The sequence below is a fragment of the Cohnella herbarum genome, from assembly GCF_012849095.1.
Taxonomy (GTDB): domain Bacteria; phylum Bacillota; class Bacilli; order Paenibacillales; family Paenibacillaceae; genus Cohnella; species Cohnella herbarum.
Genome location: NZ_CP051680.1, coordinates 7,973,504 through 7,990,188, shown reverse-complemented (window position 1 = coordinate 7,990,188; position 16,685 = coordinate 7,973,504). Strand labels below are relative to the sequence as shown.

The window sequence follows — 16,685 nt, the reverse complement described above, 5'->3', positions numbered from 1 at the left end:
AGTGCGATGGGCGTACCGACTCTTTATCTATTATAGCTTATTAGTCGTATCGGTGAAAGGCGACACGAACGGCGAAAGGCGACGACGCCTAATCGTGAAGATTCGGTGTCGTCGCCTTCCCCTATAAGTCATTCCAACGATGATTCGGACTGTGCGATCGGAAGCCACAAGGTGATGACCGTACCTTCCCCGGGCTGCGTCCGCACTTCGAATTTGGCATGGTGCATGTCGGCTATCCATTTGGCTATCGACAGTCCTAGACCGGTGCCGGCCGTTTCCCCGCGAGACACGTCCACGCGATAGAAACGTTCGAAAATATGTGGGACTTCTTCGGCATGTATTCCGATTCCCGTATCGGCCACGGACAATCCCACATAACCCTCGCTTTTTTGCGCATATAATCGTACGACGCCCTTCGGGGTGTACTTAAATCCGTTCTCGATAAGAATAAATAGCAACTGGAGCAAATAATCGCGGTTCCCCCGAACTTCGACCCCGTCAAGCGCTTCTAGAGGACCGACGGCCCATTCCGCCTTCCGCGGCAGGAAGGCGGCTCGACGGGAAGCCTCTTCCGCTAGTGCGCGCAATGTAATTTCTTCCATTTCCATAGCATAACCCGCATCCGCTCTAGCCAACGATAGCAAGTCGTTAACCAAACCGCTCATCCGCCGGGCTTCGTCCGCGATATCGCGAATCGATTCCAGCGACATCTGCTGTTTGTCGAGCGCCGACAAAGCCGATTGCTCCATCGAGGCGTATCCGTCGTCCCCATCGTCCTGACGGCTCATCTTATCGCTAATCCAAATTTTCTCCAGAAGGTCCACGTTACCGCGAATCGTCGTCAGAGGCGTGCGCAATTCATGCGAAGCGTCGGAAACGAACCGCCTTTGCGCGGCATTCGAGTCCTCCAAGGTTTTGTAAGCCCGCTCTAGCCCAGAGAGCATTCCGTTCAAAGTATCGGTTAAACGTCCGATCTCATCATTCGGCTTCTCCCTCGGAATTCTTAAGCCAAGCCCCGAACCGCTTTGGATCCGTTCCGCCGCTTCCGTCACGCGGTTGATGGGCATTAGCGCTTTGCGGGACAAGAACATTCCTAGGAAGAAGGCGGCTATTACGCCCGCAACGCCCGATAACCACAAAATGTTTCTTAGCTGGGCAAGGAACCCCTCTTCCCGCCCAATGTATGAGCCGACTTGCAATAAGGCAACGACGCTATCATCTTCATTTAACAATGGTTCTTCAAGAATTAGGAATGGCGCCCCGTTCACATCTTTCGAAACGAACCTGATCTCGTGTTTGATTTCACTTTGCTTGGGAAACGGAAATGTTAATTCGTCCCTCTGCAGACTCGGCATCATGTTTTCTGTTTTGTCATCCACGGTTCCGATAACCGATTTATTATAGTTAATCAATTGAAGATAAATGTTGTTATCTATCCCGCGAGGAATAACGCGTAAATTAATATTCCAAGTGACCCCCACTCTCGTTTCGGCCGCAATCCTCTTCATATTAACCTTAATATCGGACATCGTGTTACTCCGAACGATACCGTAAATGATGACCCCAAACGCGACCAGCGCCACCGCAAGAAGTCCCGAATACCACAGCGTCAACCGCAGCCGGATGGACATGTGATCAGCTATCTCCCTTCAGAACGTATCCGGCTCCCCTAACGGTCTGGATCAGTCTCTTCTCCCCGCTCTCCTCCAGCTTCTGCCTGAGCATGGCGACATATACCTCAAGCACGTTGGATTCACCGCTATAATCGTAGCCCCATATCCGCTCCATGATCAGATCCCTGGAAAGCACCCGTTTCGGATTCTGCATAAAAAGATGAAGCAGATCGAACTCCTTCGCCGTCAGGTCGATGCGACGATCGCCCCTTAGCGTCTCCCTGCCGTCTACGTCAAGCAACAGATCTTCGTAACGAAAATGTCCGCTTTCTTCCGTTTTGTCGGGGCGTCTGCGAAGAAGCGCCCGAACGCGGGCCATTAGTTCTTCGAGGGCGAAAGGTTTGACCAAGTAGTCGTCCGCGCCTAAGTCAAGCCCTTTAACCCGATCCGACACTTCGTCTTTTGCCGTAAGAAGAAGGACAGGCGAAGTAATCCCCGCCTCCCGCAAACGGCGGCATACTTCCCAGCCGTCCATTTTCGGCATCATTACGTCCAAAATAATCAGATCGACTTGGCGTTGGCCAAGCACTCTTAATCCTTCCGCTCCGTCAGGCGCCGTCGTGATTTCATACCCTTCGAATGCCAAGCTGCGCCTTAACAGGGCCGTAATCTTCTCATCGTCGTCAATAACCGCGATATGGGGTCTCATAGGGCTCGTCCTCCTCTGACAACAAAGAGCGGGACAACCCTCTTTCGGTTTCCCGCTCCATTCGGTCTCATTCCTTGCGAGTGCGATATAACGTTACTGCTGTTGAGTATTATACTCGTTTTTATCGCCGATCTCGACGACGATTTCTACCTTTTTATCTCCGCGAAGTACGTCCAATTTGACTTTGTCTCCGACCGCTTTTTTCTGGATCGCGGCAATCAGCTCTTCTTTGTTTTTGTATGTCGTGCCGTCTAACGCCGTGATAACGTCGTATTGCCGCAAGTCGGCTTTATAGGCAGGAGTATTAAACACGATCTCCCTGACGAAAGCACCCTTAATATTCTCGTCAATGCCAAGACGTTGAGCGATATCCGCGGTCATGTCCATTAGAGTCGCTCCAATGAATGGTACCGGCTTTTGCGGAATTTTAGTATTGCTCTTCAAATTATCCAACACTTCGGTAATCGTGCTCGTCGGAATCGCGAAGCCGATCCCTTGCGCTTGGGAGCTCACCGCGGTATTGATCCCGATGACTTCGCCCTTCAGATTAAGCAACGGACCGCCGGAGTTACCCGGGTTAATGGAAGCGTCCGTCTGCAGCAAGTGCTTATAATTCCGTGTTCCGTTGGAATCGGGAATGCTGATTTCACGTTCGTTAGAGCTAAGAACCCCTACGGTGATCGTGTGTTCGAAACCGTATGGATTTCCGATCGCGACGACCCAATCGCCCATATTCAAGCTGCCGGAATCGCCAAGCTTCAAGGTCGGGAAATCATTTCCTTCGATTTTCAATACCGCCAGATCCAACTCGTAGCTCGAGCCGAGAAGTTTGGCCGTATAAGGCTTCTCATGGCCTTCGATCGTTACTTTAATTTCGCTGGCGCCGCCTACCACGTGTTGGTTGGTCAAGATATATCCCGTCGAGTCGAAAATAAACCCGGATCCCATCCCGCTCGGCTGCAATTCGCCTTTTCCGCCGGTGTCCCCGCCTCCGAAATCGTCACCGAAAAATTGACGGAAGAAATCGTCTTCCAGCAGTCCGCCGCCTTGTTGCTCCGCCGCATACGTCTCGATCTTAACGACTGCCGGGGAAGATTGCTCGAAAATTTTGGCGATATTGTTCGGGCGGACTGCGTCTTCCGTATTGCTTACCGGATTATTAACCGTCTTCGCCGTCGTTTCCTGTACTTGCGACGAACCCCCGAACGCTTGGTCGGAAAACCAATTTTGCCGATCGGCGGTGAACATTAATCCTCCGACCACTACTACCCCTACAAGGAACGAGGCGAACATCGCCCTGAACGAAGTTCTTCGCGGAGGTTTGGCACCCCAATCATTTCGCGCCGGCCCCCCGGATACGGTGAAGGGGCGATACTCCTTCGAAGAAGTCGGGGTAACGTCCAACGTTCTGGATTGTTCGGAATTCGGTTGCTCGCTCGCTCCGTAAGAAGGAGTAGTCCCGAAAGGTCCGAACGTATACGGCTCCGACTCTCTCCGGACATCCGCGTAGGGATCGTCTCTTTTTTCAGGCTCATATGTGAATCCTTGCTCTTCCGGTTTTTTGTTCTGATCATCCATTTTCATTTTCCTCCTCGCGCCGCGTTAGGCAGACGCCGTTCTAGACTTCTTGATTGTATATTATACGAGTTTCCTTAAAACTATCTTAAACGGAAATGAATACGAAGTAAAAGCCTAGAAAAATCCTTATCAATTCGAGTTCAAAAAGTCCGGTTTTCAGCACCGAGAAGGTTAAAAGAAGTTGAATTCAAGATTCGATGTCGAGTACGCTTCTAGTTAGGCTTCGTGATCAAAATTGGACTTTTTGACAACCTCTATTACCACAAAGAAACGGCACTCGCGTGCCGTTTCCGCTTCTTCAACCTGGATATATGGCTTCCGCTTCGCGCAGCTTCCGCTCGGCTTTCTCTATCCATTCGGATTCGATCTTATCGTCGGGATCCAATGGATCCGAAAACTGGTTCAAGACGGCCCCCATCACGCCAGGCTGCGCTTCCCTATCCAAACCTTCATTATAGACATGTTTAAGTACGTACGGCTGGCCGAACCGGATTTCGGTATCGTTGTCGTCCGACTCGCCATCTAGATTGCCGACCGTTACATCGAACGGCAAACGCAACCATACTTTATTCGCTTCATCCAATGCGCAATCGAAGGAGCCATGATCGTAATCCCAATTCCCGCCTAACGTAAATCCTTGCTCCGATAATGCTTCTCTCGATACGACGTAATCCCGAACTTTAGAAGTCAGGGCAGACGGAAGGGCATGCACCTTGAGGGAACCCCCTTTTTTTCTTAGTAGAGTATCCCAAGGTTAATAAATTATGCTTCCTTTACCCAGCCTTTTCGATGCGCATATATGGCAAGCTGCGTTCGATCTTCCAGTTCGCATTTCATCAGCAAGTTACTGACATGGGTTTTGACGGTTTTGATGCTGATATGCAGCTCGTCGCCGATATCTTTATTATTCCGTCCTTCCGCAATAAGAAGCAGAACTTCGCGTTCCCGCTCCGTTAACCCCTCGACGTCATTGCTGACGGAACGCTTGCGAAGTCCGCGGGTAAGAGCCTGGGACACGTCCGTGCTCATGACGGGCATGTTCTTGATCGCTCCTTGCATCGCGTAGATCAATTCGTCGGCCGATACGGTTTTTAGCACATAGCTGACCGCTCCCGCTTCAATAGCTTCGACGACTTTCCCGTCTTCCAAGAAGCTGGTCAAGATGATGATTCGAAAATCCGGATACTGGCTTAACAACGCTCGCGTCGTCTCGACCCCATCCATGTCCGGCATCATCAAATCCATTAGAACGATCTGCGGTAATTTGCCCTGAAATCCCCCGTTCGCGAGTTTCTCGATCGCTTCTTTCCCTCCGCCGGCTTCGCCGATGACTTCGAATCTCGAATCCAACATTAAATAAGTACGCAAGCCCATTCTAACCATCTCGTGGTCGTCTACGATAAGTACTTTCCAAGGGGAACCTGCAGGCTCCGTCATCTTCATCCGCTCCTATTCGAATTTCGGAAACCATACCCGCACTCGCGTGCCGGAACCCGGTTTCGTTACGATCTCCGCTTCTCCGCCCAGCTTCTGCGCGCGTTCATTCATCGTCGACAAGCCATAGGTGCCCGACCTCACCTGCTCGTTCTTAAAGCCCGCCCCGTCGTCTTCTATAGACAGGGAAATCTGCCGGTCCGTTTCGCCAAGATATAAACGAACGCTTAACGCTTCCGCATGTTTGACCACATTCGCCATCGCTTCTTGAATGATCAAGAACAGTTGATGCTCCTTCGCGTCCGATATTCGGCCTTTCATTTGTATTTCAAGCTTGCCCTGGAGCCCGTTTTGCCGACAATAATCCGGGAACCATCGCTCTAAAGCTTCTTCCAATGTCCTGCCTTGCAGTTCCATCGGCCTCAGTTGCGCGATCAGCCCGCGCATTTGGCGTTGCGCCGTCGAAGACATGGCGATAAGCTGCTCCATCACTTTCTCCGCATGTTCCCTATCGCGTTCCAGCAGTTTAGGTAACGATGATGCCGACATATGAAGCGCGAATAATTGTTGGCTTACGGTATCATGAAGGTCGCGGGCTAACCGTTTTCTTTCTTCCAACACCGCGTCTTCATGCGAGGAAACTTCTTCCATGACCTCTTTTTCCCCAAGCTGCTGAAGAAGTTTGATGCGTCCTTCCAAATGACCCATCATCGCGTTCATTTCTCGAAACACTCCCGAGAAGGCGTCTCCTTCGATCTCTGGCAAGCGCGTATTCCAGCTCCCTGCGGACGCTTGCTTCATCGCAAGCTGCAATTGATCGATCATCCTCTGCGTTCTTTGACCGCCGCGATAAGTAATGGCCATCTGCACGGCAGCAAGCACGCCGGCCCAAGTTAGCCAAGTTTCCAGACTTGGAATGCTGTCCGTGAAGATGACCACCCCGCAGTAGAGCAGCGTCATGACGACCATCGTCGTCAAGCCGGCGTAAATCGAAGAGGCCCATTTGCTCGTCCGAACCCGTTTTACCATTGATTTAGCCTACCTTCGTTACTCGAACATCGCCGATTAAGCTGCTTACGATCAGAACGACGCGTTTATCGGAATCCATATAATTCGGAGTTTCCACCGACATTTGATTGAACAAGCCGCCGCGTTTTTGATCCAACACTTTCACGTCGCCGATCAGACAGCTGGATTCCACCTTCAGTCCGACCGAAAGGTCGTTGGGCACGAATACTTTCACGTCGCCTATAAAGGAAGAAACGTAAACCCGGGTTTCTCCGAGTGAAATCTGCGCTTTCGTCAAGTCCAACGTCGTATCTCCGATGAAATTCGAAATATTCATTGGGCGAAGTTCCCAATAACCGTTTCCGAAATGCATATCTCCAATAAATCTACTGTGGTTGTCTCTTGCGTAACGTTTCCAATCGTGGTTTTTTCCGTAACGTTTCCAATCGTGGTTTTTCCACCAATCCTTATGCTCATGCCCTTGATTCCAACCATCGTATTCCGAATCGTCGCTGCGCTCTCGGGCTTTGTCCTCCCGATTAGCGTAATGAGAGGATTCGAAGTCATTCCGAGCCTTCTTGGATAAATCCACGGGATTACGCCGTTCGAATTCCTCCAACTCCGGCGGAACGGGAGGCGGTCCCGGGGGCATAGGCGGCACAGGCGGAATCGGAGGAGTCGTAGGGTGAATCGGATTCCATTGTCCGCCCTTGTAATCTTTTTGTTTCTTGCACGTCGGACGGTTACTTCTGAATATCAAGTTAATCCCGAACAGAATAATCGCGATCGGAACAAGAATGCGTATCATATCGGATACTCCCCATTCCAACAAACCCAAGTTCCGACCGAGAAAGTACCCCCCGATGATCACCGTCAACGAATTCCACCAGAACCCCCCGCCGTGTTGCAAAAGCAGCCCTTGCAATCCGAATACAATGAGCAACACCGGCCAATACGTCCCGATTAGCTCCCCGATATCCAACGAAATCATCCCGACTTGGTTCAATAAGAAGACAACTCCGATCGTCACTACGACGATCCCCCACAGCAAGCGGTGCGCGGTCGATGTTTGCATAATCCCGTCCTCCAATAGATGCGTATCGAAATATATGTTCTCAGTATAACGAAACAAGCACGCGTATCAACAGCGGCGTAGGTAGTAAACTCTCCTCGGTCTCGAGACTGAGTATCCGTATCTTGTGCCTCTTTAAGTGTCACATATCATTACATTATCCGTTGACTTAGGTGACTCTCCACTATATAATGAGTTCGAATTTCTATGTGATATGTAAGGTATTCATAAAGCTATTAGGAGTTGAAGCAATGGAACTCGAGCAATTATCAAGAGGCCTAGACACAATCTGGGTCGTATTGACGGCCGCGATGATTTTATTGATGGAAGGCGGATTTGCGCTGCTTGAAGCCGGATTCGTACGACAGAAAAATGCCGTCAGCATAATTATGAAGGTTTTCGTGGATATCGCGTTCGGCGCTCTCGTCTTTTTCGCTATCGGTTTCGCCCTAATGTACGGCAAGGACGCAGGGGGATGGATCGGCACGACCGGCTTCTTCATGGAAGGCGATCTAACACATCTTTCGCTCAATATTTCTTACGACACCTACTGGCTGTTCCAATGCGCTTTCGTTATTGCCGTAATATCCATCGTTTCCGGTGCGGTAGCCGAAAGAATTCATTTCCGCGCATACATTATCTACACGATATTCATGACGGGACTTATTTACCCCATTTCCGGTCACTGGATCTGGTCCCCTAACGGTTGGTTAGCTCAATTAGGGATGATAGACTTCGCCGGTTCCGCAGCCATTCATGCGCTCGGCGGCTTCGCGGCGTTAGCGGCAGCCTTATTCATCGGCCCACGTCTAGGCAGATTCGGAGCGGATGGCAAAATCAACATCGTACCCCCTTCCAATCTGCCGTTAGCTTCCGTCGGCGCATTTATTCTCTGGTTCGGTTGGTTCGGATTCAATTCCGGAAGCACGTTAAGCGCAACGAACGAGAGCATCGGCCATATCGCGCTGACCACAATGCTCGCATCCGCCGCTGGTTGCGCCGCATGTATCCTCTTCACGATGCTAAGATATCGCAAAGCCGATCCTCCCATGGTCATTAACGGAGCGTTAGCCGGATTAGTCGGAATTACCGCGGGATGCGCCTTCGTCTCCAGCGCCGCCGCCATATTCATTGGCGCGCTCTCAGGGATCGTCATGGTATTAGGAAGCGAATGGCTTGAAAAACGCAAAGTAGACGACCCCGTCGGAGCATTCGCCGTCCATGGCATCAGCGGCAGTATCGGAACACTCGCCGTCGGCCTGTTCGCCATGCCGGGAACAGCCGCCCATACCGGCCTCTTCTATGGCGGAGGATGGTATCTATTCGGAGTGCAGGCACTCGGATTGGCCGTCGTCGCCATCTGGGGATTTTCCCTGACTTGGCTCGTCCTGAAACTCATTCAACTATTCAAGCCCGTCCGCGTAACTCGCGACGAAGAACTGATCGGTCTTGATATCGGCATTCACGGCGTCCCGGCCTATAGTCAAGATCACGACTTCCTTGACGTGGATCAGTTGAGAAGCCAATCTGCCGATCGATAGACGAAAAGGAAGGTTGGGCTGCATTCGCCGCCCAACCTTCCTTCTTTATTACGCTCAATACATTTCAAGTGTTAAGAGCTGTGACATCCGCGGGAATGTTGCCCGCCAGCATCGCTTGATAGTTGGCCACCTCAAGACGAAGCATACGGACTTTCTCCATTGGCTTCTTCACGTAATGAATGTATTCAAGCGCCAAATGATGATCCGGTTTCTTGCCCGATAGGATTCGACGTAACGTCGACATCGATCGATAGGCCTGCTCCTCCAGCCTTAATCTCCGTTCGTAACGTTCCACCATCTGTTCGATGTCGGATATTTCCTGCTCCCGTTTAGAAATGAGCGCTTCAAGTAAGGAATGCACCTCTGCAGCTTTACGCCGCGGTATATTCGTCGCGGAAATCGGTACCGAAGGCTCCGTCATGATAGGTCACCTACCCTATTCTCGTTAACTTTCATAACATTAACTATATCATACTGGATTTTTTCGTTTTTGAGAACCGTTTATGGCCATTTATTTGTCAAGAAATCACAATATCTATCCCGACAACCCCGAAGGCCGTTCCATCAATCCTCATCAGCGGCATCGATACCGTTAAACACGGCTTCTTCGTAATAGCGGAAACATAAACTTCCGATACGAAGGTTTCTCCCGCCATCGCCCTTTTCCACCACTCGCGCCCTCTGGCATTTAATAGTCCCGCTTCCGGGGCGGAGAAGACGAAAGAACCATCGCTGCGATTAGACCAGATAGCTTCCATACCCGACGAGCGCTTCAACCAATTCCCCAGCACCTCGCGATGGACTTCCTCCGCCATCCCAGCCAGAGCAGGATCCAACGTAAGCGTCCGCAACAAATTCGTCCAATGCGCCGTATCCGCGGCTACCGCGCCGCTCCACACCCTACCTCCGGCATTCTGAACGGCTACGACGAGTTCATCCGCCGATTCGTTCAGCTCTTCGGACACCCGGCCGAGATTGTTGATTTCGGTCCTTTGCCGCTTATTCTGCGCCAAAGTGTCGTCTACGCTACTCATGGTCAACCCGACGGATTCCACGACATCCTCCAGCATGGCATTCGTCGAGGACGTCCGGTCCGCCTGCTCCACCGCAAACTCAAGCGTCTTGCCGACGTGCTCGTCAACCTTCAAGAACGAATTGAATATGATATCCATCTTCTCGCGCGTCCGCGACATCTCGGTTAAACCGAGTGCGACGGACTCCTTCTCGCGTTCAACCGAGCTAACGACCTGGCGAATGCCGGACTCGATATTGTGCACGATGCTCGTCGATCGCTTGACCGCTTGTCCGCTCTGTTCGGCAAGTTTCCTGATCTCTTGCGCGACAATCGAGAAACCGCGCCCATGCTCTCCCGCGTGCGCCGCTTCTATCGCCGCATTCAGCGCCAGCAACGACGTCTGAGCGACGATTTCTTGGATTAATTCGTTGATCTCCCCGATTTTCGAAGCTTGGGCGATCAATCCGTTCACCCTTTCCTCCATCGTCCCATGATTCGTCGACAAATCGTTCATGACTTCATCGGTGTGATTAAGAGAACGACATACCTCCACGACTACGTCCTTCGTCCGTTGACTCTGAGCGTTCAACTGTTCCGTGACGCCGCGAATTTCCTGCGAAGCCGCAGACACTTCCTGAAGCGAGGAAAACGCTTCTTCCAAACGAATCATAGCCGTCTGGCTATTCCGACGAAGCTTCTCTTCATGCTCCGTCGTTCTGTCGGCGATCGCGTCCAGTTGGCTTATGCTCGAATCTACTTCGGATACGGCCGCCTGAAGCCGATCCGCGATAACGACGGCTTCCTCTATCATGTGTCGAAGAGCTTCCGGCTTCGCTTCCGCGGTCGACTCCTCATTCCGCGAGGCAACGTTTGCCTGATCGGGCCGAGAAAAACGCGGCTTGTCCATCCCGTTGCCATTTCTCCTTAACCAACGTTGCCATAGTGCCATCTCTCATCACTCCAACAAGTCATTTGTCGTTTTACGTTAGTTTTCCTAACATTATATTACGATTTTTGACAAAAAGAAAGGGACCCTTAAGGGTCCCTCTCCAAAAAAGCTTGTTTATTTATGGAATCTTCACACAAAAACATGACGCGCAATTAACGCGCAAGCTAAAACTACCTATTGGACTGGTTCGAATTTTTCTGGGCAGCTTTATTTTGCGTGTTGTTGCCGACATTCGTCTCAGACGCAAACTCGGCTTGATAATCGTTTGCGTTTGCATTGCCGATTTTCTGCTTCTTGTTCTTTGCCACTGTCTACCTCACCTCCACAACATAGCATGGACAGCAAGGAATTGGTTTATGTATGTCGATCTTCGTCTTCTACTTGCGTTTTTAATCTCGCTTTGCCGCGATGAATCCGCGCCTTAACCGTACCAACCGGCAACTGCAACGCGGTCGCAATCTCGGCATCCTTCAAACCGTAATAAAACTTATACAGAAGCAGCGTTCTTGTAACAGGATCCAACTGTCCCAACAGATCGGACAGCTCCATCATCGATTCTGGATCGAAGTTAGATCTCGTACCGGCAATTTCATGCTCCAGGTGATCATCGATACTCTCGTGACGCCTTGCCCGGTTAGCGTTCGAAGCTAGGTTAGAAGCAATCGCCTTGGCCCATGGAATGAGCTTCTCCTCGTTCCGCAGCGTAGATCTCTTCTCTAGAATACGCACCCAGGCTTCTTGCACCACGTCGCCCGCGTCGTTCTTGTGCCATAGCTTATGACGAACGACCTTCAGCATTTGCGAATAAAGCTCGCCCAGTACTTCATCTTCCGACCAGAACGATTCCGGTAAATTTGAATCACGGAGGAAGTTCATGTATCCAGCCACTCCTAAAAGGATGCTTATTTGAAGTATTCTTATTCTATCATAAACGCGATAAAAAGAGAATAATTACCATTTAATAGAAGATATGCGACATGACGCGAAACTGCTCAATTTTCACGAAAAAAGGAAGCCCTTAAGCACGATATGCATAAGGGCTTCCTCCTATCGTATTCCAGTTAGCCTAACTCTAGTCAATCCGTTTGGAAGCAATCTCGCCCGTAATGCGGGAAACGAATTCGTCCACCGATTGAGCACCCAAATCCCCTTCGCCGCGACGACGAACGGAAACGGTTCCGTTCAACGATTCGTTCTCGCCGATTACGAGCATATAAGGGATTTTCTCCAACTGGGCTTCGCGAATTTTATAACCCAGCTTCTCGTTACGCAGATCCGACTCGACACGGACGCCGGCGCGTTGAAGCTTCTCTTCTACTTCCTTCACGTAAGGCTCGTAGATCGGGTTTACGGGAATAAGCTTCGCTTGTACGGGGGATAGCCATAGCGGCAGCGCACCCGCGAAATTTTCCAGCAAGAACGCGGTCATGCGTTCCATCGTACTGATAATGCCCCGATGGATAACGACCGGGCGATGTTTCTTGCCGTCATCTCCGGTGTATTCCAGTTGGAAGCGTTCCGGTAGCAGTACGTCAAGTTGCGCGGTCGATAACGTTTCTTCCTTGCCGAGAGCCGTCTTGATTTGCACGTCCAGCTTAGGACCGTAGAAAGCCGCTTCTCCTTCCGCCTCGAAGAACGGTAAGCCTAGCTCTTCCACGACTTCGCGAAGCATACGCTGGGAATTTTCCCACATTTCGTCGTCCGGCCAATATTTCTCGGTATCCTTAGGATCCCGGTAAGAAAGACGGAAACGGTAATCTTTAATGCCGAAGTCCTCGTACACCTGGCGGATCAAGTTAACGACCCGGGTGAACTCTTCCTTGATTTGATCCACGCGACAGAATATATGAGCGTCGTTCAGCGTCATCGCGCGAACCCGGTGCAAGCCCGTCAAAGCTCCGGACATCTCGTACCGATGCATGGTGCCCAGCTCGGCGATACGTACCGGAAGATCGCGGTAGCTGCGCATGTCGCTCTTGTACACCATCATATGGTGAGGGCAGTTCATCGGACGAAGCACCAATTCTTCGTTATCCAACGTCATCTTCGGAAACATATCTTCTTGGTAATGCTCCCAGTGACCCGATGTTTTGTATAGCTCTACATTGGCTAGTACCGGGGTATACACGTGACTGTAACCCAGCTTCTCCTCTAGATCGACGATGTAACGCTCAAGCGTTTGACGTAGCTTGGCGCCATACGGAAGCCACAACGGCAGCCCTTGACCGACTTCGCGGTTGAAAGCGAACATTTTCAACTCGCGGCCGAGCTTCCGGTGATCCCGTTTCTTGGCTTCCTCGAGGAAATGAAGATGCTCGTCCAGCTCGGCTTTTTTCGCGAACGCCGTTCCGTAAATCCGCTGCAGCATCTTGTTCTTGCTATCGCCGCGCCAGTAGGCACCCGCGACGCTCAGAAGTTTGAACGACTTAATACGCCCCGTCGACGGCAAATGCGGTCCGCGGCAAAGATCGAAAAACTCTCCTTGATCGTAAAGCGTAATCGCCACGCCTTCCGGCAAGTCCCGGATAAGCTCTAATTTTAACGGATCGGAAATCTCTTCGAATATTCGCAGAGCTTCTTCGCGGCTGACTTCCCGTCTTTCGATCGGCAAGTTTTCTTTCACGATTTTGTCCATTTCCTTCTCGATCGCCGCAAGATCCTCGGGAGTTACGGACTGCTCCATATCGATATCGTAATAGAAGCCATCCTCGATGACCGGTCCGATACCAAGCTTCACTTTGTCGGCTCCATAAACGCGTTTAAGCGCTTGAGCCAATAAGTGAGCGGTACTATGACGCATGACCTCCAGACCGTCGGCATTGTCCAGCGTTAGGATCTCTAATGCCACGTCGCTCGAGATAGCCGTATTCAAATCCACCACTTTACCGTCTACTTTACCCGCGACCGCTACTTTTTTCAGTCCGGGACTGATCGAGAACGCGATTTCTTCGATGGTTATGCCGGCATCGTAAGAGCGAACCGCGCCATCGGGCAATTTCACTTGTACAGACATTCGAATTCCTCCTTCGTTTAATGGGAAACAAAAAAACACCTCGTCCCGAAAGGGACGGGTGCTCTGAATGCGGCCCGTGGTTCCACCCTCCATCAATCGGTTAACTGGCAACCGATCCTCTGGCATGTATTAACGGTCATGAACCGGCCGAGAATACTAACGCCATCACGAATGATCGCGAATTCATCTCCGCAGCTCGAAAGGGGTCAACGTCAGTCGGTACGGAAGGAACTTGCAGCCAAGGTTCCTCTCTCTGATCCGTCCTTTACAGACGCCGATGTCTTTCTCATAGCTTGTAAATGTGGATTGATATCAAAAATTATACTCGTCTTGCCCCGTTTCAGTCAAGTACGACCGCGAAAAGCCGATTAATGTGCCGGTAAATCGGGATAGACAGCCGCCCGGTCGCCGAATATTCCGATGATGGTACGAATGACCTGCGATTCCGGTTCGGGAGTGTGGATATACAATTGGCGCGGAGAGGCGGCTAGCAGTCGGCTCACCACCCTGCTTTCCTCCTCCTGCTCCTCTTGAACATCGATTTCCGGCGCCTCTTGGTCCAGCGGACGCATCTCCTCGTCGAGTAAACGAAAAGCATGACCGCCGGAATGCAAGACGTGCACGGCGGACGTTCTGGTCTCCTGCCATTCCACCATCGATTTAAGCAGCGTCATGAATTCCTGGTATTGTCTCTCCATGAGCCTCTCTTCGATTGCCGTTTCCGCGGCCTCCTGCACCTCGGCGCGATAATCGCCAAGCCTGAACCGCATAAATCCGTCCAAATGAAGCCGTTCATGATCTTCTAAGTAATGTGAAAATCGAGTGGTCAGCTTTTGCAACCGTCGTTCCCTGCCGCGTCCCATCCAAGATTCATCGACATCCGGCTCGCCGTCCAGCAAGGAAACGGCTTCCGCGATGAGCGCATCCGTCTCGAATTCGTCCTTAAGCCCAAAACGATTTTGAAATAACGCGCGAAGCAGCGTAGGCTCTTGATCGGAAAGCGTATATTCCGCAAGCGCGCGCCCCACTCTGTCGCAGTAGTTTTTTTTATCTTCCGGCCCGGGACCTAAAGGAAATTGACAGCGGATAACCCCGTCTTCCCGGCTAAGCTCCCACTGCACGCTATCCACGGGATTGTCCGTGCCCACGAAAGTTCGGTTCAGCATGCCGGCCAGCCGTTCCAACGATGAATGATCGTTCCCGTACTCCACGACGACTTCCATTCTGTTCAATTCCTCACCTCCAACTTGCAAGCTTGATACTTACTATATGGTGACCCAAAAAGGGATATACGATGGGTTGCCGGTTATGGTACTTTTTATGAAGTTTAATCTCCGGTTCGCAAGACGCGCGCCGTCTGTCCGTATTCGCGCCTCCCATATGTTCGATTTCCCTTCATTTACTAAGTGAAATACGAAATGCAGCGAATCGTTAAACGCCAAAAAAGCTCCGCCTCTTCATCCGAGACGGAGCTTTCTTCAAGTAAGGTATCGTTTAGTTTTGCATGACGTAATCTTTGGCTACTTTGTCGTTCTCGCGGTAAATCTTGATCGTTTCGTATTTCGTGTTGCGTTGGGCCGGAATTTTACCGCATTCGCGGATTAATTTAAGAATAAGTTCTATGTTGACCTTATGCGTCGTTCCGGCGGCCGATACCACGTTCTCTTCGATCATCGTGCTTCCGAAGTCGTTACAGCCGTACTGTAGCGATAGCTTCCCGACTTCCGGGCCCATCGTCACCCAAGAAGATTGGAAATTATCGATATTGTCCAAAGCGATCCGGCTGATCGCCAGCGTTTTTAAATATTCTTCCGGCGTCGCTTTCTCGCGTTTCATGTTCGTGTTCTCCGGCTGGAACGTCCAAGGAATGAACGCCAGGAATCCCGGGGATGGATATTGATTGTTCAAACATTCATCTTGCGCGTCGCGAACGCGCATCAGATGCAGCGCTCTTTCTTCCATCGATTCGCCGAAGCCGATAACCATCGTCGCCGTCGTATTCATGCCGATCTTATGCGCGGTCGTCATAACGTCCATCCAATCGCGCCAACTGCCTTTCATTCGGCTGATTTTCTTGCGGGTCCGATCGTCCAGAATCTCCGCTCCGCCGCCCGGAAGAGAATCCAGACCGGCCTCATGCAGCTGTCTAACGACGTCCTCTAACGGAATATTTCCGGCGACGACCTGCATTTTACGAATTTCCGCAGGCGAGAAGGAGTGCATCGTGATTTCGGGGAAACGCTGTTTGATCGCCCGCAGTAAATCCAAATAATAGCTGAAAGGCAAATCCGGGTTCGTTCCGCCTTGCATCAGAATCTCGGTACCGCCTACGTCGATCGTTTCTTGGATTTTACGGAAAATCGTTTCATCCGGCAGCACGTAACCTTCGTTCGAGCCCGGAGCGCGATAGAAAGCGCAGAACCTGCAATACACGTCGCATACGTTCGTGTAATTGACGTTGCGCCCGACCACGAATGTCGTAATCGGCTCCGGATGCTTCTTCAGCATGATCTGATTCGCCGTATGACCAAGCTTTTCTATTTCATCGCTTTCGAATAAAGTTACGATATCTTCCAATTGCAGTCTCTTTCCTTGCAGAGCTCCATCCAAAATCCGGTCCACTTGATTCATCTGGGGACCCTCCTTCTTACGGACTTATGTCCTCTTAAACCGCTTATCCCATCGTAACACAAAATCACCGCGATAGTCACCTCAGAGGTGACAAGATCGCGGCGATATCCGATTCATTCCAA

General features: G+C 51.1%; 15 protein-coding genes. 1 reads left to right on the top strand and 14 read right to left on the bottom strand.

What is annotated here, in order from left to right; all coding sequences use genetic code 11:
- Positions 1-128: 128 nt before the first annotated feature.
- The 7 genes from HH215_RS33555 to liaF all read right to left on the bottom strand — a co-directional run bounded on the left by HH215_RS33555 (position 129) and on the right by liaF (position 7,417).
- Positions 129-1,631: a sensor histidine kinase gene (locus HH215_RS33555; RefSeq protein WP_169283871.1), complete on the bottom strand. Its 1,503-nt coding sequence runs from the start codon at positions 1,629-1,631 to the stop codon at positions 129-131.
- A gap of 4 nt (positions 1,632-1,635) precedes the next feature.
- Positions 1,636-2,322: a response regulator transcription factor gene (locus HH215_RS33550; protein WP_169283870.1), complete on the bottom strand. Its 687-nt coding sequence runs from the start codon at positions 2,320-2,322 to the stop codon at positions 1,636-1,638.
- A gap of 93 nt (positions 2,323-2,415) precedes the next feature.
- Entirely contained in the window at positions 2,416-3,900 is a 1,485-nt protein-coding gene (locus HH215_RS33545) for a S1C family serine protease (protein ID WP_169283869.1), read from the bottom strand.
- 298 nt (positions 3,901-4,198) lie between these two features.
- Entirely contained in the window at positions 4,199-4,612 is a 414-nt protein-coding gene (locus HH215_RS33540; protein ID WP_169283868.1) for a YugN family protein, read from the bottom strand.
- 50 nt (positions 4,613-4,662) lie between these two features.
- Positions 4,663-5,337: a response regulator gene (locus HH215_RS33535; RefSeq protein WP_169283867.1), complete on the bottom strand. Its 675-nt coding sequence runs from the start codon at positions 5,335-5,337 to the stop codon at positions 4,663-4,665.
- A gap of 12 nt (positions 5,338-5,349) precedes the next feature.
- Entirely contained in the window at positions 5,350-6,363 is a 1,014-nt protein-coding gene (locus HH215_RS33530; RefSeq protein ID WP_169283866.1) for a sensor histidine kinase, read from the bottom strand.
- 4 nt (positions 6,364-6,367) lie between these two features.
- Positions 6,368-7,417, bottom strand: a complete 1,050-nt coding sequence (gene liaF, locus HH215_RS33525; protein WP_169283865.1) for a cell wall-active antibiotics response protein LiaF — start codon at positions 7,415-7,417, stop codon at positions 6,368-6,370.
- Between the two features lie 248 nt (positions 7,418-7,665).
- Between liaF and HH215_RS33520 the strand changes: the two genes are divergently transcribed.
- A complete protein-coding gene (locus tag HH215_RS33520; RefSeq protein WP_169283864.1) occupies positions 7,666-8,955 on the top strand; it encodes an ammonium transporter in 1,290 nt (429 codons plus the stop codon).
- Positions 8,956-9,019: 64 nt separating this feature from the next.
- On the opposite strand, the gene HH215_RS33515 is transcribed toward HH215_RS33520, so the two are convergent.
- The 7 genes from HH215_RS33515 to mqnC form a co-directional block, all read right to left on the bottom strand.
- A complete protein-coding gene (locus HH215_RS33515; protein ID WP_254450301.1) occupies positions 9,020-9,376 on the bottom strand; it encodes a hypothetical protein in 357 nt (118 codons plus the stop codon).
- Positions 9,377-9,473: 97 nt separating this feature from the next.
- The gene (locus HH215_RS33510; protein ID WP_169283863.1) at positions 9,474-10,919 is read right to left on the bottom strand and encodes a methyl-accepting chemotaxis protein; all 1,446 of its coding nucleotides are present in this window, start codon (positions 10,917-10,919) and stop codon (positions 9,474-9,476) included.
- 170 nt (positions 10,920-11,089) lie between these two features.
- A complete protein-coding gene (locus tag HH215_RS33505) occupies positions 11,090-11,227 on the bottom strand; it encodes a hypothetical protein (RefSeq protein ID WP_169283862.1) in 138 nt (45 codons plus the stop codon).
- Between the two features lie 46 nt (positions 11,228-11,273).
- On the bottom strand, positions 11,274-11,795 hold the full coding sequence (locus HH215_RS33500; RefSeq protein ID WP_169283861.1) for an RNA polymerase sigma factor: 522 nt from the start codon (positions 11,793-11,795) through the stop codon (positions 11,274-11,276).
- 196 nt (positions 11,796-11,991) lie between these two features.
- Positions 11,992-13,932 carry a threonine--tRNA ligase gene (thrS, locus tag HH215_RS33495; RefSeq protein WP_169283860.1) on the bottom strand — a complete coding sequence of 647 codons (1,941 nt, stop codon included), beginning with the start codon at positions 13,930-13,932 and terminating at the stop codon, positions 11,992-11,994.
- A 368-nt stretch (positions 13,933-14,300) separates the two neighbouring features.
- On the bottom strand, positions 14,301-15,155 hold the full coding sequence (locus HH215_RS33490; protein ID WP_254450638.1) for a putative sporulation protein YtxC: 855 nt from the start codon (positions 15,153-15,155) through the stop codon (positions 14,301-14,303).
- A 271-nt stretch (positions 15,156-15,426) separates the two neighbouring features.
- Positions 15,427-16,563 (bottom strand): cyclic dehypoxanthinyl futalosine synthase, encoded by a 1,137-nt coding sequence (mqnC, locus tag HH215_RS33485; protein WP_169283858.1) that lies wholly within the window; start codon positions 16,561-16,563, stop codon positions 15,427-15,429.
- Positions 16,564-16,685 lie beyond the last annotated feature (122 nt).

What these genes read in the sequence shown, in the direction of transcription:
- HH215_RS33555 (WP_169283871.1), bottom strand. Translation starts at nt 1,631, where the DNA reads ATGTCCATCCGGCTGCGGTTGACGCTGTGGTATTCGGGACTTCTTGCG.
- HH215_RS33550 (WP_169283870.1), bottom strand. Translation starts at nt 2,322, where the DNA reads ATGAGACCCCATATCGCGGTTATTGACGACGATGAGAAGATTACGGCC.
- HH215_RS33545 (WP_169283869.1), bottom strand. Translation starts at nt 3,900, where the DNA reads ATGGATGATCAGAACAAAAAACCGGAAGAGCAAGGATTCACATATGAG.
- HH215_RS33535 (WP_169283867.1), bottom strand. Translation starts at nt 5,337, where the DNA reads ATGACGGAGCCTGCAGGTTCCCCTTGGAAAGTACTTATCGTAGACGAC.
- HH215_RS33530 (WP_169283866.1), bottom strand. Translation starts at nt 6,363, where the DNA reads ATGGTAAAACGGGTTCGGACGAGCAAATGGGCCTCTTCGATTTACGCC.
- liaF (WP_169283865.1), bottom strand. Translation starts at nt 7,417, where the DNA reads ATGCAAACATCGACCGCGCACCGCTTGCTGTGGGGGATCGTCGTAGTG.
- HH215_RS33520 (WP_169283864.1), top strand. Translation starts at nt 7,666, where the DNA reads ATGGAACTCGAGCAATTATCAAGAGGCCTAGACACAATCTGGGTCGTA.
- HH215_RS33515 (WP_254450301.1), bottom strand. Translation starts at nt 9,376, where the DNA reads ATGACGGAGCCTTCGGTACCGATTTCCGCGACGAATATACCGCGGCGT.
- HH215_RS33510 (WP_169283863.1), bottom strand. Translation starts at nt 10,919, where the DNA reads ATGGCACTATGGCAACGTTGGTTAAGGAGAAATGGCAACGGGATGGAC.
- HH215_RS33500 (WP_169283861.1), bottom strand. Translation starts at nt 11,795, where the DNA reads ATGAACTTCCTCCGTGATTCAAATTTACCGGAATCGTTCTGGTCGGAA.
- thrS (WP_169283860.1), bottom strand. Translation starts at nt 13,932, where the DNA reads ATGTCTGTACAAGTGAAATTGCCCGATGGCGCGGTTCGCTCTTACGAT.
- HH215_RS33490 (WP_254450638.1), bottom strand. Translation starts at nt 15,155, where the DNA reads ATGGAAGTCGTCGTGGAGTACGGGAACGATCATTCATCGTTGGAACGG.
- mqnC (WP_169283858.1), bottom strand. Translation starts at nt 16,563, where the DNA reads ATGAATCAAGTGGACCGGATTTTGGATGGAGCTCTGCAAGGAAAGAGA.